The 17,652-nt window shown below is 64.6% G+C and carries 14 protein-coding genes; 2 read left to right on the plus strand and 12 right to left on the minus strand.

The genetic code is table 11. The features are described from left to right. Positions 1 to 476 precede the first annotated feature (476 nt). The 6 genes from pglX to dxr form a co-directional block, all read right to left on the minus strand. Positions 477 to 3,026, minus strand: a complete 2,550-nt coding sequence (gene pglX / locus ACSEEN_RS20315) for a BREX-1 system adenine-specific DNA-methyltransferase PglX (protein ID WP_440714147.1) — start codon at positions 3,024 to 3,026, stop codon at positions 477 to 479. Between the two features lie 44 nt (positions 3,027 to 3,070). Next, on the minus strand, positions 3,071 to 6,586 hold the full coding sequence (gene brxC, locus ACSEEN_RS20320) for a BREX system P-loop protein BrxC (RefSeq protein WP_440714148.1): 3,516 nt from the start codon (positions 6,584 to 6,586) through the stop codon (positions 3,071 to 3,073). Positions 6,587 to 6,588: 2 nt separating this feature from the next. After that, a complete protein-coding gene (locus ACSEEN_RS20325) occupies positions 6,589 to 7,134 on the minus strand; it encodes a DUF1788 domain-containing protein (RefSeq protein ID WP_440714149.1) in 546 nt (181 codons plus the stop codon). Between the two features lie 74 nt (positions 7,135 to 7,208). Continuing rightward, positions 7,209 to 7,841, minus strand: a complete 633-nt coding sequence (locus tag ACSEEN_RS20330) for a DUF1819 family protein (RefSeq protein WP_440714150.1) — start codon at positions 7,839 to 7,841, stop codon at positions 7,209 to 7,211. A 142-nt stretch (positions 7,842 to 7,983) separates the two neighbouring features. Further along, the gene (locus ACSEEN_RS20335) at positions 7,984 to 9,192 is read right to left on the minus strand and encodes a M50 family metallopeptidase (protein ID WP_371307941.1); all 1,209 of its coding nucleotides are present in this window, start codon (positions 9,190 to 9,192) and stop codon (positions 7,984 to 7,986) included. Positions 9,193 to 9,234: 42 nt separating this feature from the next. Beyond that, positions 9,235 to 10,407, minus strand: a complete 1,173-nt coding sequence (dxr, locus tag ACSEEN_RS20340; RefSeq protein ID WP_440714151.1) for a 1-deoxy-D-xylulose-5-phosphate reductoisomerase — start codon at positions 10,405 to 10,407, stop codon at positions 9,235 to 9,237. A gap of 130 nt (positions 10,408 to 10,537) precedes the next feature. Between dxr and ACSEEN_RS20345 the strand changes: the two genes are divergently transcribed. Continuing rightward, positions 10,538 to 10,801, plus strand: coding sequence for a DUF2631 domain-containing protein (locus tag ACSEEN_RS20345; RefSeq protein ID WP_247867541.1), 264 nt, complete (start codon positions 10,538 to 10,540; stop codon positions 10,799 to 10,801). Positions 10,802 to 10,873: 72 nt separating this feature from the next. Here ACSEEN_RS20345 and ACSEEN_RS20350 read toward each other — a convergent pair whose 3' ends face one another. Further along, complete coding sequence (locus ACSEEN_RS20350; RefSeq protein ID WP_298446715.1) at positions 10,874 to 11,491, minus strand: TetR/AcrR family transcriptional regulator C-terminal domain-containing protein; 618 nt, start codon at positions 11,489 to 11,491, stop codon at positions 10,874 to 10,876. 67 nt (positions 11,492 to 11,558) lie between these two features. On the opposite strand from ACSEEN_RS20350, the gene ACSEEN_RS20355 reads away from it, so the two are divergent. Continuing rightward, entirely contained in the window at positions 11,559 to 12,530 is a 972-nt protein-coding gene (locus tag ACSEEN_RS20355; protein WP_440714152.1) for a zinc-binding alcohol dehydrogenase family protein, read from the plus strand. A 203-nt stretch (positions 12,531 to 12,733) separates the two neighbouring features. Here ACSEEN_RS20355 and ACSEEN_RS20360 read toward each other — a convergent pair whose 3' ends face one another. The 5 genes from ACSEEN_RS20360 to ACSEEN_RS20380 form a co-directional block, all read right to left on the minus strand. Beyond that, positions 12,734 to 14,005, minus strand: coding sequence for an amylo-alpha-1,6-glucosidase (locus tag ACSEEN_RS20360; RefSeq protein ID WP_440714153.1), 1,272 nt, complete (start codon positions 14,003 to 14,005; stop codon positions 12,734 to 12,736). Positions 14,006 to 14,017: 12 nt separating this feature from the next. Further along, positions 14,018 to 14,809, minus strand: coding sequence for a deoxyribose-phosphate aldolase (deoC, locus tag ACSEEN_RS20365; protein ID WP_440714154.1), 792 nt, complete (start codon positions 14,807 to 14,809; stop codon positions 14,018 to 14,020). A 109-nt stretch (positions 14,810 to 14,918) separates the two neighbouring features. Further along, on the minus strand, positions 14,919 to 15,665 hold the full coding sequence (locus tag ACSEEN_RS20370) for a GntR family transcriptional regulator (protein WP_440714155.1): 747 nt from the start codon (positions 15,663 to 15,665) through the stop codon (positions 14,919 to 14,921). 119 nt (positions 15,666 to 15,784) lie between these two features. Further along, complete coding sequence (locus tag ACSEEN_RS20375) at positions 15,785 to 17,302, minus strand: CoA-acylating methylmalonate-semialdehyde dehydrogenase (protein WP_440714156.1); 1,518 nt, start codon at positions 17,300 to 17,302, stop codon at positions 15,785 to 15,787. A gap of 34 nt (positions 17,303 to 17,336) precedes the next feature. Continuing rightward, complete coding sequence (locus ACSEEN_RS20380) at positions 17,337 to 17,567, minus strand: hypothetical protein (RefSeq protein ID WP_440714157.1); 231 nt, start codon at positions 17,565 to 17,567, stop codon at positions 17,337 to 17,339. Between the last annotated feature and the right edge of the window lie 85 nt (positions 17,568 to 17,652).

The raw sequence follows: 17,652 nt of genomic DNA on the forward strand, positions 1-17,652 counted from the left end.
ACTCACCAGAAAGGTGCTCCCTCGCTCTGACGTAATCGGACTGTCGCAAGAACGATTATCGCAGGTGAGAGCACCTTTCTTCATGCATCAGGGTCGGCGAGTCGAATTCACCGATGAAAGAACCAGGCTAACGAGTGGACCGCCGTCGTTTAGGGCCATACCGGAAGGATGCACCTTCGGCAGCGGCAGCAAGGCATTGATGACCTCTGGTGATTCCATGTTGATGCAGATCGCAGTCCTGAACTCGACGCTCGCGCTCGCCCTACTGCACGTGTTGTCGCCAACGATGAACTACGAAGTCGGGCATGTTCTAAGCCTTCCAATTGCACCGTCCGGTGCTGACGGAGAGATCGTAGAAAGAGCAAGGGCGCTTGTTTCCATATCAGAGTATGATTGGGGCTCGGATGAGACCTCGCGAAGTTTTGCCGAGAACCCACTAGTCGCGCTTTCACGTGAGAGATAAGGAGCCGGGCTGCTTACCTGGCAACGTCAACGAGCGGATTCGTCGCAAAGTTCCATGATGTTTCGATAGCGTCCCAGTCCTCCCTTGAAGTCGCGATGAGGCGTTCGACCCGCTCGAACAGGGAGTTCTTGGACCGAGATTCAGGCAGGGGCAGTCCCGAAATACTACCAACGTTAAACGTCAATCCAGGAGCAACGGCTGCGAGCAGTGCCAGTGATACGGTCGAGTTCAAGATGCCAGCCAAGAGACTTATGTCCTGAGGTGTTGCCGGGAAGACCCCGTCCCCGGTGCTTGCGGAAGCAATGAATCCTTCGGGGTAGCAACGAAACGCTGGCGCACCAGAACTGACATTCGTCCAAGACACCGATGCTCTGAAGTACGTGTCTTCATTTCGCACAGCACCACGCCCCAACCTCCGAATTGCCGCCCCGTCCTGAGCCCAATCGACGAGATACTCCTGATTCCCATACCACTTGCGGAACTCGCCACCCTTATTGTACGGAACCCATTTGACTTCTCCGTGCCGCACCTCGGATGAACTCGCTGCGCTCAGCAGGACCTTCTGGGCCGCGGGCTCCCACCACAGCCGAGTGAAGGCGCTATTGTCGCCTGTTGACAGCCCTTGGCGTGGAGGACTCAATGTGCTGAGCGTACGCGCGCCAGCGAGTGTCGAACGCATCTTTTCACTAAGCCAGTAGACGATCGGAGAGCCCGGGATCGCCGCAAAGTCGGACTGTGCCACCTCGAAGCGGTTGTAGTCGCGGTTGAGGAAGAGCGCCTCGATGGTGGCCACCGGTCGGACGTCCACGTGTTGCTCGAATAGACGCCGGTAGACGGCGCGACCTCCGTTGCCCCCGGCGTTGACCACGATGAACGCGACCGAGCCGAAGTCAGATCCGAAGACGCCGCGACCGAGGTGGACCATCGACGCCAGTCGCTGGTCCCGGAGCAGATCGCGCCGTAGGTCCTCAAAGGACTTGAGCGACATCCATGCCGGCAGATTGATCATTCCCCAAGTCCCACCGGGCTTCGTCAGCACCTGGGCCTTCAACATGAACGCCGTCATGAGGTCGGCCTTGCCTGTCGCGTACTCATCCTTCATGAACTGTGAAAGGAGTGCGCTCATCTGCTTCGCACCCATGTACGGCGGATTCGCCGTGACCACCGAGTACTGACGGCTCAGCACCTCGGCCTGTGAAATGACGCGGCGCGCGCGATCGATCGCTTCGTAGTAGAACGTTCCTTCGTGATCCTCGAGTCCGTCCAAGACCGCTGCGGCGTGGGCGACCGCCTCCGCGTCCGGCCGGATCAGTGCACCGAACGTGTCGGCGTCGCGGAACTGGTTCCAAAACGCATCTTCAGCATCGCGGTCCCCTGCCCTCGTGATGAGTACGTCCAGCTCATCGGGGGTGAAGAAGACCGGCTCGATGACGCAAATCGGGTTCGGCCGGGCTTCACCCGGCGAGGATGAGCGAGTGAAGAAGCGTCGGTCCTTCGCACGCGCTTTCATGGTGAGCGCGAACGCGGCGAGCGCCCCGGCACGAGGGTCGATCTCAGTGCCGTGGACGTTGTGGGTGAGGATCAGGCTCGGGATCTCCGACGGCGCGTAGCCCTGCTCCTCGTAGATCGCGTACAGCAGGTCGAAGGCATAGGTGAGCATGTGGCCCGACCCGCACGCCGGGTCGATTACCGTCAAGTCTTCGGGCGTCGACACCTTCAGAAAATCGGTCTCCTCATCGATCGGCGCGATGTAGTAGTCCATCTGCTCGACCAGGCGTGACGACGGTCGGTTGAGCATCCAGAGGCGACCCAGCGAGTTCTCGAGGAGGTAACGGACAATCCAGTGCGGGGTGAATAGCTGGGTGGCGGCCGGGATCTCGTCGGCACCGGCCTTCTTGTTCTTCTTGAACCCGGCGAAGACCTCGTCCTTACGCTCCGAGATGTAGAACTGGTAGAGCCAGCCGATCACCTCGACGTCGTCACAGACCTCCTCGGTAAGAACCTCGCGGGCGCGAGACAGCAAAGCCCCGTCGGCGAGCAAACCCGTGGGTACGAGCAACTCGGTGTATGCGCCCTCGGCCTCAAACATGAACGGCATCGTCTTGTGCCAGTGCCGGCAGTACTCGGTGAGCAACAGCGAATAGGCCTCACCTTCGGCGTCGGTGCTCCGACGACTGCCGTCCAGCAGGCCCATGATCACGTCGTGAGCACGCACACTGGTGACAACGTCGGAGTCGAGAACGCCGCGTTTGGCATCGGTAAGGATCTCCGGCTGACCGTGTGCCTGGCCCGACGCCGGCGACACTACCCCGCCGTCGGTGTAACCCCGAGCATCCATGAAGCGCAACGCGATCAAACGGTTGAACCACGTATACGCGACTTTACCGACGACGTGCTCGCGGCCGTGCGCAGCAATCTCCGACTCAAGGATGCGCACCGCCTCGGGGCGCTCACTGCGAGCGACCGAGCCGCCGGCGAGCACCGTCGACAATCTCGCCTCGACGGCAACGAGCAGTTCACTTCGGGCAGTCTTCGCAAAATTCTCGAGCCGCTTGGTATCCACGCGTCGAAACTACACTGACTCGCTCGGTGGAGAGGTGCGGCCCGTCAGAGGGTAATGCGTTTGTTGTCGTTGATCGTCGCGACCAGCGTTGCTCGAAGCTGATCCAGGTAGGCATCGACCTGTGCCTCGGTTTCGAGCACCCCGCCCGCTCCCGGCAGCGCCAGTTTCTTGATCGAGATGCTCTGCTTCCGTGGAGGAACCTGGATGACGCGCACCTTCGGCTCGTCATCGCTGGAGAGCTCCGGCTGGGGAGCAGGACCTCGTCTCCCGGCTTCGAGTTCATCGAGAATCGCGGGATAGACCGTGTCGACGAAATGCGCAGCGGCCTCGCGGATCGCTGGGATCTGCGTCTTCTGCCGAACCTGCGCCCGCACCTGCTCGGTCTGCTGGGTCACCGACTGCCGGGCCGCCCCGGTCGCCGCCACATAAGCTGCGCAGTCAGGTACCTGCGCCCAGTAGTCGTCGATCTTGGCTATCGCGGTGTCCCGCGCAGCAGCGATCACACCGTCGAGTTGCTCGCGTACAGCCGTGGCAGCGTTACTGAGTTGCGTGGTCCTGTTGCCGCGGAAGATCTGCGGATCCTCGAGCGCCGCCTCGATCCCATCGGAAACACCAGCAGGCAAGTAGGCGATGTTGATGCTGTTCGCCTGCATGAATGACCGGGCTTCGTCGTAGATTTTCGACTGGTTGCCGTTGAGGAACGCTTTGATCGGATCGATCGTGTTGTCCTTGGCATCGAGCAGATCATCGGCACCGGCGAAATGCTCGACGAACCAGGCGGCCGGATTGCTGCTCAGTTCCGCAAGCAGGTCGATCGGCGCGTCGAGTTGATCGATGAATGGGTAAGCGGCGCCGGCCCGCAGCGCCTTCAACTCGGCGAGTTTGGCCTCGAGGTGTTCCTTGCCGACACGGCCGAGTTCCGCGGCATCCTTCGTGATATCGCCGTCGTCGGTGAACTCGATCACGAACTTGCGGAACGCGTTCACGACCTTCTGCTCGTAGACCCGCTGTGGAGCGACGATCAGATTCGGGTACCGATGGGTATTGCGCAGCGCACCGACGATCTCCGTCCGGACAAGAGTCTTCCCGTCGACCTGGATCTCAATCTTCGCCTGCCCCACCAGATGAGCTACCACCGCGACGACCGACCATTGGTCCCAGCCAAACGGCTTGATGGTGTAGCGCTCGATGAGTTGTTTCATCGTGACCATCTCGTGCCGCTTACCGCGCAGTTCCAAGTAGCCGAGCACATCTCCGGCCGGGACGTCGAGAACGCCGTCCATCCCGTCGAAGCCGTCAATGGGGTTCACCAGTCCGTTGAGACTCTGCTCGCTATAGGTCTTGCCGCCCAGCATGCCGAGGTTGGTGTAGGTGGCCGCGATGACCTTGCCGAAGCCGTCGTTGATGAGAACTCGCGCGTCGCTGGCGGTGACGTCGAGGACGCCGGCGTTGTGAATCAGCGTCGACTCCACCACAGCGACACGAAGACGGTCGACGATCTCCTTCTCACGCTCGGAATTCTGAGAACCTTTCTCACCGAGGATCCGAGTCTCGACCGCCGTTCGACTGGACCCTTGAGCCCGCTTGACGTACTTCTCCGTCTTCAGCAGCAATCGCAGATCAGCGAGGACGCGGTTCGCTTCCACCGGAAGCGCCACCCGGAGCTCGTCGAACCCCGCGCTCTGCATCTTGATCTGATCCAGACTGAAATCCGTCTCAGGGCTGATGAAGTGCAGCGACAACTCGTACTGCTTGCCGTACGGGACGCCGTCGAGCTTGTAGCCGAACGGGAAGTTCTGGCCGTTCTTGGCAGTGGCCTTCGTGGACTTCACGACCGACTCGGCGAGCAGCTTGTTGAGTTTCGCGGAGACCTCGGAGCTGTCGATGTCGACATCCTTGATCTCCTGCTCGATCTTCTGCTCTTCGTTGGTCAGGTAGTCGTACACGTCTCCGTTACGCTGAATATAGGTCTGTGCCTCGAGCGCATTCAATGCCTCGATGACGTCCTTGCCGAGCTGTGTCAGGTCGGCGCCGAAACGGTCGTACACCAGCACAGTGAGGTTGCGGGGCGTGGCGGTGAAGCCGTCGACGTACTTCACCAGGAACAGCGCTTTGAGTAGCCGCACCGCGAGCGAACTCAGCTTTCCGCTGTCCCGGGCGTTCTCGGCGACCAAGATCGCCCGCTGATTCGCGGCCTTCAACCCCGCCCGAATGCCCTCGAACATCCGGTCGAAGGATGCGAGGACACCGAGCGGCTGGTCCGCGAGCCCGGTGGCGACCTCCTGGACGACGCCGAGCATGGACCGCTCACCCACCGAGCTGTGGCGGCCCTCGAAGATGTTGTGATCGCTGATCGACTCGATCGCGGCCTGGAACAGCGGGAACTGGTAACCCACGAAGGGGTACATACCGACGAAGTGCTGCTCGTCGCGGTAGTTCGGATAGTGGCGGCCCTCGACGAAGTCGAACAGCGTCTTGAAGTTCGCGTGCTCCACCTCGTAGATCGCGCCGACCGCGGTGCTCGCACCATCGGTCTTGGTGAGGAGACGCTTGCGGATGACTTCCTCGACGTCTTGACTGGTGAGCTTGAGGCGATTATTGAAGCGCGCCTGAATCTTGGAGAAGTCGTTGGCCTGCTGCTTGGTGCGGTCGCCGCCGACCTTCTCCATGTCCTCCTGTGACGTCACGAAGATCCACGCCCGCCCGCGACACTTGGTGGCAAGCGATTCGGCGATCGTCTGAAGGTTCAGCATGAGCTGGGTGTTGGTACCGATGAACTGGCCGACCTCGTCGACAAAGAAGTTCAGCCGATAGCCAGCGGGCTGTTGTCCGAGCCAATCCGCGACCTCCTCCGCGAAGTCTTCGATGGACACCGTGTAATTCGCGCTGTACTGGCGGATGATTCCGGGGCTCTCGGTGCCGTTGACCTCGGCGAAGGCCGCGTCGATGTTGCCCGCCTCGAGGGCCGCCTGCTCGCGACCCTGGGCCCACGGCACACCCGCGATCCTCGCGAAAGACTCCCGAAAGGCGGTGTACTGGCCTCGGGTATCGAGGTCACGTTCAAACCGGGCGATGTGGCCCTGGTTGCCGTAGTAGCCACGAGACTCGTCGAAAATCTTGACGAATACCTTCAGCAGGGCATCCTTCTGATCCTTCGAGATGAGGGTCGCCTTCTGGTCGATGTTGAACAGCAGGCTCTTCGCCGCGATCCGCTCGGCCTTGTCGATCAACGGCGGCAGGAACGCATCGTCGGCCTTCGCCCGAAACTGGGCGCAGACGTCAGCGCGCGGGTAGTCATGGCCGTCGATGTCGCCGAGGAGGTGGGCCAGCATCTTCAACAGGTGCGACTTACCGGATCCGAAGAAACCGGAGATCCAGACGCCGTTGGCATTGGTGTAGTTCGTGTACGCCTCCAGCACCTGCTCGACCCCCTTGGCGGCCTCGTTGGTGAGGACGTACTCCTCTACCTCGGTAGCAAGCTGCGAAATGTCATCAGCCTTGATCACGCCCTCAATCGAGCGATCGATCGGTTTGGCGAAGATCTCGTTGATCGTAGTCATGCTCATGCCCCCTGTTCCAGGATGTCCTTGGCCCGGTAATAGCTGTCACTCGCGGCGAGGTTCAATGCCCGGAGCTGATGGCCGGCCGACTGGGTGAACTCGTACGTCCCCGGAAACCACGCCAACATCGGGCGTCCCACCACCACGCTTTGCAGGTTCTCCAACACCGTGTGCGCGCGGATGAACGGGAACACCTCGCCGATTCCGGTGAGGAAGACGACAGTCGTGTTGGGCTCTGTTCGAGGCTCGGCGTCGAGCCGGAGGCGGATCGCCGGGGCGAGGTGATCGTGCGGATCGAGCATGCCCTGGAGCAGCTCACGGAAGTCGGTCTTGTCCATCGTCGGCTCCGCTTGGAGTACGCGGTCCCAGACACCTCGCTCGGTGAGGAGTTCGACGGCGAGATCGTAGAGATCGATCTCCACAACGCTGATCCCATCATCGCCCTGCAGCTTCGTGGTGACCCGATCGCGCATGCGATCGACGCCGAGGGTCCAGGCAGGTGGGAAGTGGTAGATGAAGGAGGGAACCTCCTTGGAGAGGCCCTCCATCCTCAAGAATCGGTCACTGCGCACCACGTCGTAGACGTGCTTCTCTTCGTGAGTGAGGCTTCGCTGGGCTGTTCTCATCGCTGCACCTGGTTGCTGGAGGAGGTGAATGTGGTACCCGTAGGGAGGAATCGGATGTCGCTGGGCTCACGGCGGTCCAGAACCTCGGCGACGCGCGCGGAGATCACCGCGGGCACGATGTCGCCTGCGTCGGTACGCAAGCCTGCTTCGCGGAGCATGCGGAACAACGTCTGCCGAAGCTTCTGCCTCGTCGACTGTTTCAAGCGATCGAGCTCGGGATGCCACAAGGTCTTACCAGCGATGAACCGGTCGAAGTGGTCGGCGCGAAGCGTCGGCGTCATCAGCAGGAAGCGCTCGCGCAGTACCTCTTCAGCGAAGTCACCGATCAGGGTGTAACGGCGACAGGCCGCAGTCCACATCAGATGCTGTTGCTCGGTTGGGCTGCCTCCGACCAACACTTCGATCTCGAGATCGGTCAGCGCAGCGAGTCGTTGAGCGGTTTCGCGCGCAACTCTGATCAGCGACGAGGCAGTGCGGGCCTGCAGGAGATTATCGTCAACAACGCGGGCACGGGCCGTTGCCCAGTCGGGAGAATCGAGATAGGTTGCCGCAACGACTTCGCCCTCCCGGGTCAGGAGACCTCCGCTGGTAAACGACAGCGCGTAGCGCGGTGGTGTTTCGTCGGTCACGTGGCGGAGGTCTTCCCCTTCTGGAATGTCGACACCAGGTTATCGAGAGCTTACGACACTCGTGGCGATCGCGACGCGGGAGGCGCCGATCGGCCCAATGACTGTTCCCACGCCGATCGCGGCGTTTCCATCCTGTGCGGTGTCAGAAGACCTTGATGGGGTTGACGATGTCGGCGGTGAGGGTGAGCACCATGAACGCGCCCATCACCGCGACCACCGCGTACGTCAGCGGCAACAGCTTGTAGTAGTCGACCGGGCCGGCCGGGGCGCGGCCGAACCAGCCGCGCACGGTGTTGCGCAGCTTCTCGAACAGGGCGATGGCCATGTGGCCGCCGTCGAGCGGAAGCAGCGGAATCAGATTGAACGCGCCGAGGAAGAAGTTGACGCTGATCAGCAGCAGGAAGAAGACGTCCCAGTAGCCGTGGTCGACGGCTTCACCGCCGATCACCGAGGCGCCGTAGACGCTGACCGGGGTGTCCGGGTCGCGCGGACCGCCGGTCACCGCGGTCCACAGCGCGCCGACCTTCGACGGCAGCCCGATCAGGGCGTCCCAGGTCTGGGTGAAAAGGTCGCCGGTGAACGACGCCGCACCGCCCCAGATGCTCCCGAGGTCGTAGTGCCGCACGTAGTCGACGTGCAGCCCGACGCCGATGGCGCCGACGGTGACCGGACGCAGCGACCCGTCCGCGTCCTTCGTCATGCGCTGGACCCGGGTCACCGGCACCGTCAGATCCTGTCGCCGGCCGTCGCGTTCGACGGTCAGCACCACGTCCCCGGACGAGGCCTGCACGCGGTGGACCAGGTCGGTGTCGTCGGCGACGGTGTGCCCGTTCACCGCGACCAGCCGATCGCCGGGCCGCAGCCCGGCCGCGTTCGCCGGCCCGTCGCCGGTGCAGTCGGCCAGCTTTCCCGTCGCGTCCTGGGTGGGCGCCACACAGCCGACCGTCGTCGCGTGGACCGGTTTGTCGCCGAGGATCGGCAGACCCCAGCTGAGGCCCACGATCAGCACCAGCACGATGCCGAGGATGAAGTTCTGGGCCGGGCCGGCGAGCAGCACCACGAGCCGCTTCCACGTCGACTGCCGGTACATCGCCCGTTCCCGCTCGTCGGGCGTCATCTCCTCGTGCGGGGTCATCCCGGCGATGTCGCAGAAACCGCCGAGCGGGATCGCCTTGACGCCGTACTCGGTCTCGCCGCGGCGGGTGGACCACAGCGTGGGACCGAACCCGACGAAGTAGCGGCGGACCTTCATCCCGGTCGCCTGCGCCGCCCACATGTGACCGAGTTCATGCCAGGCGATCGAGATGAGCAGGGCCAGCGCGAACACCACGATGCCGAGGGCGAAGCTCACTGGATTCCCTGTCTTGACGATGGTCAGCTGAGTGCCGGCTGGTCAGCTGCGACGGGCCGCGACCAGCGCGGCGGCGCGTTCCCGCGCCCACCGGTCGGCGGCCAGCACGTCCTCCACAGTACCCGGCGGCGCCGTCCACCCGTCCGCCTGCGCGAGCACCTCGGCGATCACCGTGACGATGTCCCGGAATCCGAGGGCCCCGGCGAAGAAGCCCGCGGCGGCCACCTCGTTGGCGGCGTTGTAGATCGCGGTCAGGCAGCCACCGGCCTCCCCCGCCTGCCGGGCCACCCGGATGGCCGGGAACACGTCGTCGTCGACCGGCTCGAAGGTCCACTGCGACGCGGTGGAGAAGTCGCAGGCCGCCGACGACCCGGGCACCCGGTGCGGCCAGCCCAGCGCGAGGGCGATCGGCAGCTTCATCGACGGCGGCGAGGCCTTGGCGATGGTCGCGCCGTCGATGAAGGTGACCATCGAGTGCACGATCGACTGCGGGTGCACGGTGACGTCGATCCGGTCGTACGGGACGCCGAACAGCAGGTGCGCCTCGATCACCTCGAGCGCCTTGTTCACCAGGGTCGCCGAGTTGAGGGTGATCATCGGCCCCATCGACCAGGTGGGATGGCGGCCGGCCTGCTCCGGCGTGACGTCGGCGAGCTGCTCGGCGGTCCAGCCGCGGAACGGGCCGCCCGAGGCCGTCAGCACCAGCCGCTCCACCTCGTCGGCGGCACCGCCGCGCAGGCACTGCGCGATCGCCGAGTGCTCGGAGTCGACCGGCACGATCTGTCCGGGTGCGGCGGCGTCGAGCACCAGGTGTCCCCCGGCGACCAGGGATTCCTTGTTCGCCAGGGCCAGTCGTGCCCCGGTGCGCAGGGCGGCGAGCGACGGCCGCAGGCCGATCGATCCGACGACTCCGTTGAGGACGACGTCGGCCTCGACGTCCTCGATGAGCCGCACCATGGCGTCGTCGCCGCCGAGGACCCGGCCGCCGAGCCGGTCCCCGACCGCCCCGGCCGCGGCGGCGTCGGCCACCGCGATCCGCCCGGCGGGCGTCCCCGTCTCGGCCGCCTGCCGCGCCAGCAGATCCGGGTTTCCGCCCCCGGCGCCCAGGCCGGCCACCTCGAAGAGTTCGGGATGTTCGGCGATCACCTCCAGCGCCTGGGTACCGATGGAGCCGGTCGAGCCGAGAATCAACACACGCGTGGTCACACCGGTCATTGTGGCGCACCCCGATCGGGTTATGCTTGAAGCCCGACGTACTACGCTGTGTCATAAGACTTGGGTCATACGACATGGCCGGAACCCGTCGAGTCATCCGTCAAGGCTGCCGATCCCGAGGAGTTTTCAAGTGGCAAGCACCGAGGTCGAAACCGTCGATACCGGCTGGGTCCGGGAGGATCCGGACGCGCCGTCCGCGCGCTTCGGCTGGTCGGGCACGGCGCCGCGCACCTACGCGATCGCGTCGTTCGTCTGCGGTCTGATCTGCTTCGCGATGCTCCGCGGCAACCATGTCGGCCACGTCGAGGACATCTGGCTGATCGCGATCGGCATCGTCCTGGTCGTCTGGCCGATCTGGGCGCTGCGCCCGCGGAAGACCTGGAAGCGCGCCTAGCGTTTCTCCGCGTCATCGTTCACAGCCGGTCCCGGGTGCATCCCGGGGCCGGCTGTTCTCGTTGCGGCCGATTCAATCCGGAGCCACCCCGGCGAGCAGCAGCGTGAGCTGGTCGTCGAACCGTTGCCCGGACGGACGGAAGCCGTGGTGACCCGCGCGGACGGTCAGTGGGTAGTCGTCGCCGACCGCCTCATCCCGATCCCGTAGCGAATATCGCGCCTGGTCCTGTCGTTCCTGCTCTTCGATCACGAAGCCGACGACGAACGCCGTCACGATGTCGACGACGTCGACGATCCGCTCCAGGGTGAGGCCGCGCCGCGTCCAGTGCTCGAGCGCCGCTTCCCGGCCGCGCAGCACCTCCGGATCCATCAGCCGCGTCCCGGAGAAGGTGCGCGCACCGTCGCGATGCGCCAGATACTCCTCGCGGAGGATCATCGCGTAGCCGCGCAACGCCCCGGCGAACGAATCGCCGGATGTCGTATCGGCGAACCGCCGCTCCACCCGCCGGGCCACCTCGGTGCCCATCTGATCGAGCAGATCCTGCTTGGACGCCACGTGCCAGTACAGCGCGGGCGCCTTGACGCCGAGCCGCCCGGCGAGCGCGCGGACCGTCAGTCCGTCGATCCCGGCGTCGTCGAGCAGCGCGAAGGCCTCGTCGATGATCTTGTCCCGACTCAGTTTCGCGGCCACCTTGACAGCTTAACAGTGTTAGAGGACGCTGGAGACAGTCCTTAACAACGTTAAATTGGAGGTAGTCGTGAAGGCAGCCATCGTCACCGCACCCGCACACGACCCGGTCGCCGGGGAGTTCGACGAGCCGGTTCCGGCCGACGGCCGGAGCATCGTCGAGCTGGTCGGCGCCGGGATCCACAACATCGTCCGGATGCGGGCATCCGGCGATCACTACAGTTCCACCGGCAGCTGGCCGCTGGTCCCCGGGATCGACGCGGTGGCGCGCACGGCGGACGGCACGCTGGTCTACACCGGCATGGCGCCCGCGCCCTGGGGCACGATGGCCGAGCGGATCTCGGTGCCGGACGACTTCTGCATCGCGCTCCCTGACGGCGTGGATCCGCTCGCCGTCGCCGCCGGCTGCAATCCCGGGCTGGCGTCGTGGATCCCGCTGAGCACGCGGCGCACCGCGCTCGCGGCGACGGGCCGGACTCTCGGCACCGTGCTGATCCTCGGCGCCACCGGCATGTCGGGCGGCCTCGCCGTCGACAACGCGCGGGCGCTCGGCGCCGAGCGCGTGGTCGCGGTCGGCCGCAACGCCGACGTCCTCGACCGGCTGGCCGGCGAACACGGCGATGCGATCGCCACCGTGGCCCTGACCGATACCGACGACGATTCCGATGCCATCCGGAACGCCCTCGACGGGCGCGCGCCGAGCATCGTCGTCGACTTCCTGTGGGGGCCGGTCGCCGAGCGGACGTTCGTCGCGGTCGCCCCGCTCGCCGAGGCGACCGAGGTGTCGCACGTCGAGGTCGGCACGATGGCCGGCGCCGACGCCCGCGTGCCGGGCGCGCTGCTGCGCAGCCGCCGCTACACCCTGAGCGGCAGCGGCCTGGGCAGCGTCGACCACGAGGTGCTGATGGACGGCCTGGCCGGCTTCATCGAGCAGGTCGCCGCCGGCACCGTCCGCATCCCGTACACGGTCCATCCCCTGTCCCGCATCGGCGAGGCCTGGGCCGACCGCGGTCCGGAGCGCGTCGTGGTCGTGCCGGACTGAGACGGGATCGGGCCAGAACGGTGGTTCTTCGGGGAAGCCCGGGTATCCGCCGTCCGCTTCGCGGGCGTGGCGTTCGCGGCGGTTGGCCTCGCGTTCGGCACGGCGGCGTCCGTATATGGCTGAGTGCGTGCGCGGTCAGGATCTCCTGGCAGCACCCGTATTGGCTCCGGGCTTCCGCACTGTAACCGTGCACGTCCCGCCGCTCACATCGTCACGACAAGACTGCTCCACGCAAAGTCACGCGCACCGTAGCCGGCGCCATCGAGCGGGTTATAGCACTCGCGCAATCCAGACGAGGCGACCATCGCTTTGGTTCGCGCCGCGAGTTCCTCGGCGACGCGTTCGAATCCGTGAGTCCGGAGGCCGGCAAGCAGATACCAGTTGAGGTTCACCCACGACGGACCACGAAACAGCGCCGTCGTCTCGAATGCCGGGTCGAAACTCGGCTCGCTCGCCGCAACACTCGGCACCGGATACGGAAGCCAGAATTCTCGCTTGTCGGTGAGGTGCTCGACCAGATCACGCGCAATCGAGCGAGGCGTATCCTCCAGAATCAATGGAAACAGGCTCGATGCCGTCAACACCCGGGCAAGCCGCTGGCCATCGGGGGTCGTGTACGTGTCGTAGAACGCACCTGACGCAGAGTCCCAGCAGCGCTCACGAAGAGCCCGTCCGATATGGCCAGCGGTCCGCTCCCAATCTGCAGCATTCCGAGGGTGGCCGCGATCGCTGAGCAATCGTGCGAGTGCCGCCGCCGAATCAGCGAATATGCAGTTGACAAGCACGTCTTTCCACACGAACCGACCATGCCCCGAAAGGTCGGTTTCCGGACGCCGGTGACCGATATCGGGCGCGTACGCCGCAAACAGTCCGCGCATCGCCTCATGCCATCGCGCGGCGACCTCCGGCGTGTTTTCACCAGGGACTCCCAGCAGCTCGTCGTACTTCGAGCATGAATCCAGACCTGACTCATCCGGCTGGAATATCGTGACGAGACCTGTGCCGTCCGGATCACGAAAGTCGAGCCACCACCGCATGACATCCTCCAGGTCAGCAAGGATGGAATCCAGCCAATGCGCGTCGCGCGTCGCCCTCCATACTCGCTCCACTGCGCGTGGTAGAACGGGAGGCTGAGTCGTCACGGTGTGCCAGCCGCTCTCTGCGACAACGATCGTAAAATCGGTCGCGGCCCGACTTCGCAGATCGTCCTGCCAAAGGACCATGTGAGGCAGAAAGCCCGACGGCTGTTTCGCCAAAAGCAAGCTCGACAGTTCCGCTTGCGCCCGGACAGGGTCGATGTGCGCGAGCGCGATCGCGTGAAACGCCGAATCCCAGCCGAACTGGAAAGGATAGGTATCCCGCGACGGGCATGTGTAGTCGAATCGACAAAGCGGCACCTGTGCAGCTCCTCGACAGCGGTTCGCTTCGAGGACCGCCGTGGCCTCGGCCAGCACTTTCGCGTCCCGAGAGTCCATCAGCTTCTCCGATCAGTACCCCGCCGCACCGCCTGACACGTCGGATTCGGACTCAGGAGCCGACGGAACCCGAATGCCACCGCCGCGCCCGCCAGCCCGCTCTTCCGCTTCGGCCATGATCATCGCCGTGGCGGTCGCTCCGAACCGGGTGACGCCGAGTGCCGTCAGTGCGAGCAACCGGTCCAGTGTCCGCACCCCGCCCGCAGCTTTGACTTGGATGTCCGGACCGGTCGAGTCCGCCATGATCCGCAGGTCGTGAACTGTCGCGCCGCCGGGTGCGAACCCGGTCGAAGTCTTGACGAAGTCCGCACCGGCCGACTCGGTAAGACGGCTCCCACGCCGGATCTGTTCATCGTCGAGGTAGGCGTTCTCCAAAATGACTTTCACGAGCGCTCCCGCAGCGTGAGCGGGTTCCACAACGGTCCGGATCTCATCGAGGACGTACCGATCATCGCCGCCGATGAGCGCCCCGATATCGACGACCATGTCGATCTCGACGGCGCCGTCGCGCAGCGCCTGCTCCGCCTCGAATCGTTTAGCCGCCGTCGTCGCATTGCCATGAGGGAAGGCCACGACCGTCCCGACTGCGACAGCAGTTCCGTTGAGCACTTGCCTGGCGAGCACAACATCGCAGGGTCTCACGCACACCGATGCCGTGCCCAACTCAGCAGCAAGTCGGCAGCCCGCCTCGACCTCCTCCCGCGTCAGATCGGGACGCAACAGCGAATGATCGATCATCCGGGCGATGTCCCCCGGTTGCAGAGTCTCTGCGATCTCTCGTCCATACATCGTTGTCGAAACCACGATCCGTTCCCTTCCTGTCTGTAGGCAGGGCATCTCCCTACTTCATCAAGACTATACATCTAGCTGTCTATACAGGTCAGTCGTCGAACCGACTCGCCGGTGTCTCAGGTCAATCCCTCGGCAACTCGACGGTGAACTGAGCGGTGATGCTGTAGCGCCCGGGAACGTACCGACTCTCCGTCCACTCCATCGGGACTCCGACGGTGTCGCGGATGAGGCGCCGCTCGATCAGCAGTGGTGAGCCGTCGTCGACGCCCAGGTATCGGGCCTCCTCGGTAGTCGCCGGCTCCGCACTGACGGTGCTCACTCCGGTCGCGGGAATGATTCCCCGCGAGATCAGGGCCCGGTGCAGTGAGCCGGACTCGAGGTCGTCGTCGAGCACGAGTGCGCAGCGCGCGGAGAGCGTAGCGGATTCCAGCGCCAGCGGCGTTCCGTCCGCGGACCGGATGCGTCGTATCACCAGGACTTCGGTGCCAGGAGACACCTCCAGGGCATCCGACTGCGCGGTGTCGGCGGGCACCAGTCCGGCTTCCAACAACGACGATGACGGTGTCATCCCCCGTGCCGTCATCTCTGCAGTGAAGCCGCGCAGGTTGGACAGTTGGCGGTCGATCGCCGGAGGCGCGACGTATGTGCCCTTGCCAGGCAGTCGATAGACGAGCCCGTCCTGAACGAGTTTCTGCACTGCGGAACGGGCAGTCATACGGCTGACGTCGAACTCTGCGCAAAGGTCGGCGTCGCTGGGCAGCGGGTCGTGCGGCTGGAGGATAGCGATTCGTGCGCGCAGTTCCTGCTCGATAGCAAAGTATCGCGGGGTGAATCGGTCGTCCGGCTGACCCGTCGCCGTCACGTGCACCCCCGAAGAGCCTGATCCGCTCGTCGGAAGAACGGCGGTGTGCTCAGTCTAGCGCCGCAGGATGCGGGAAGTCGGCGACCGGGGCCAGGCCCGGCCGCCGATCGCACGCTTACCGGCTGCTACTTCGAGGTCGGCATGACGAACTCGGCCGCCGCCGATCCGGCCTCCGGCCAGCGCACCGTCGCCGCCTTGTATCGCGTGTAGAACCGCACCCCTTCCCTACCGTGGATGTGGTGATCGCCGAACAATGAACGCTTCCAGCCCCCGAACGAATGAAACGCCATCGGCACCGGAATGGGAACGTTGACGCCGATCATGCCCGCCTTCGCTTGGCTGATGAACATCTGTGCGGCACGCCCATCGGCAGTGAACAACGACGCGCCGTTTCCGAACTCGTGCGCGTTGACCAGCTCCAGAGCGTCGGTGAGCGATGACGCTCGGACCATGCCGAGAACCGGCCCGAAGATCTCTTCGCGATAGATCCGCATGTCCGGAGTGACACGGTCGAACAGCGACGCGCCGAGGAAGAAGCCACGATCGGTCCGTCCACTCCGGCCGTCGACGACGAGCTCGGCTCCCTCCGCGACGCCGGCCTCGATGTAGGACACCACTCGCTCGCGGTGCGCGGCGGTGATCAGCGGCCCCATCTCCACCCCGGGCTCGGTCCCGGGGCCGACACGCAGCTCCGCGATCCTCGCGACTAGCGCATCCCGGACCGCGTCGCCGATCTCGTCGCCGATCGGAACCACGACGGAGATCGCCATGCAGCGCTCGCCCGCAGAGCCGAACGCCGAACCGATGAGCGCCGATACCACGTTGTCCACGTCCGCGTCAGGCATCACCACCAGGTGGTTCTTCGCTCCGCCGAGTGCCTGGACGCGTTTTCCGGCGTCGCTCCCGGTCTTGTACACGTGCTCGGCCACCGGGGTGGACCCGACGAAGCTGACGGCTTCGACATCGGGATGGGTTATCAGCGTGTCCACGACTTCGCGACCGCCGTGGACGATGTTGAAGACACCGTCGGGAAGCCCGGCTTCCTTGAGCAGTTGCGCCATCTCCATGGCGAGAGTGGGCACCTTTTCGGACGGTTTCAGCACGAAGGTATTTCCGCAAGCGAGGGCGACGGGGAACATCCACAGCGGAACCATCGCCGGGAAGTTGAAAGGCACCACGCCCGCGACGACCCCGAGTGGCTGCCGCAATGACATACCATCGACTCCGCGTCCGACGCTATCGGTGAATTCGCCTTTCAACAACTCTGGAATGCCGCAGGCGTATTCGACGACCTCGATTCCGCGAAGCACCTCGCCCTTCGCATCATCGAGCACTTTACCGTGTTCGTCGGAGATGATCGCGGCGAGGCGGTCGATGTCACCGAACAGCTTCTCCCGGAAGGAGAACATGACGCGAGCGCGAATGTGCGGGGGGATGGCCGACCAGGCGGGGAAAGCGGCAGCCGCCACGGCGACGGCGGCCCTGGCATCCTCGGCCGTTCCTGCCGGAACCTGCTTGGTGACCTCTCCGGTCGCGGGACAGTACACGTCGAGTCGATCGACCGCCGCATCGGAGTATGCCGGGCGGCCGTCGATCCAATGCCCGACGAGGACCGGTTGAGCTGCTTCGAAAGTGGTGGACATAGCGAAAGCTCCTTACTTGGGGTGTCTGACGAGATCAGTAGATGGCGCGATAGATCGCACAGATCTGATCCGCGCTGGGTACCACGGGATTGTTCTGCGGACTTCCGGAGGCGAGCGCCTGCTCGGACATCGTCGACAGGAGTCGCGTCCAATCATCCGGGGCGATGCCCAGCTCGTGCGGAGCCGGAACCGCGAGATCTTGATTGAGGCGACGGAGTTCCTCTGAATCACCCCAGGTTTGATGCCGCTCCTTTCTGAGTCCCATCAGGAAGGATGACAATCATGCCCAAGAAGATCGATCCCGCCGTCCAGGCCCGTGCTGAGCGCCTGTGGCGCGAGCACGGCGCCGA

Origin of the sequence: Gordonia marina, from assembly GCF_052036135.1 — a bacterium.
In the GTDB taxonomy this organism is placed as follows: Bacteria; Actinomycetota; Actinomycetes; order Mycobacteriales; family Mycobacteriaceae; genus Gordonia.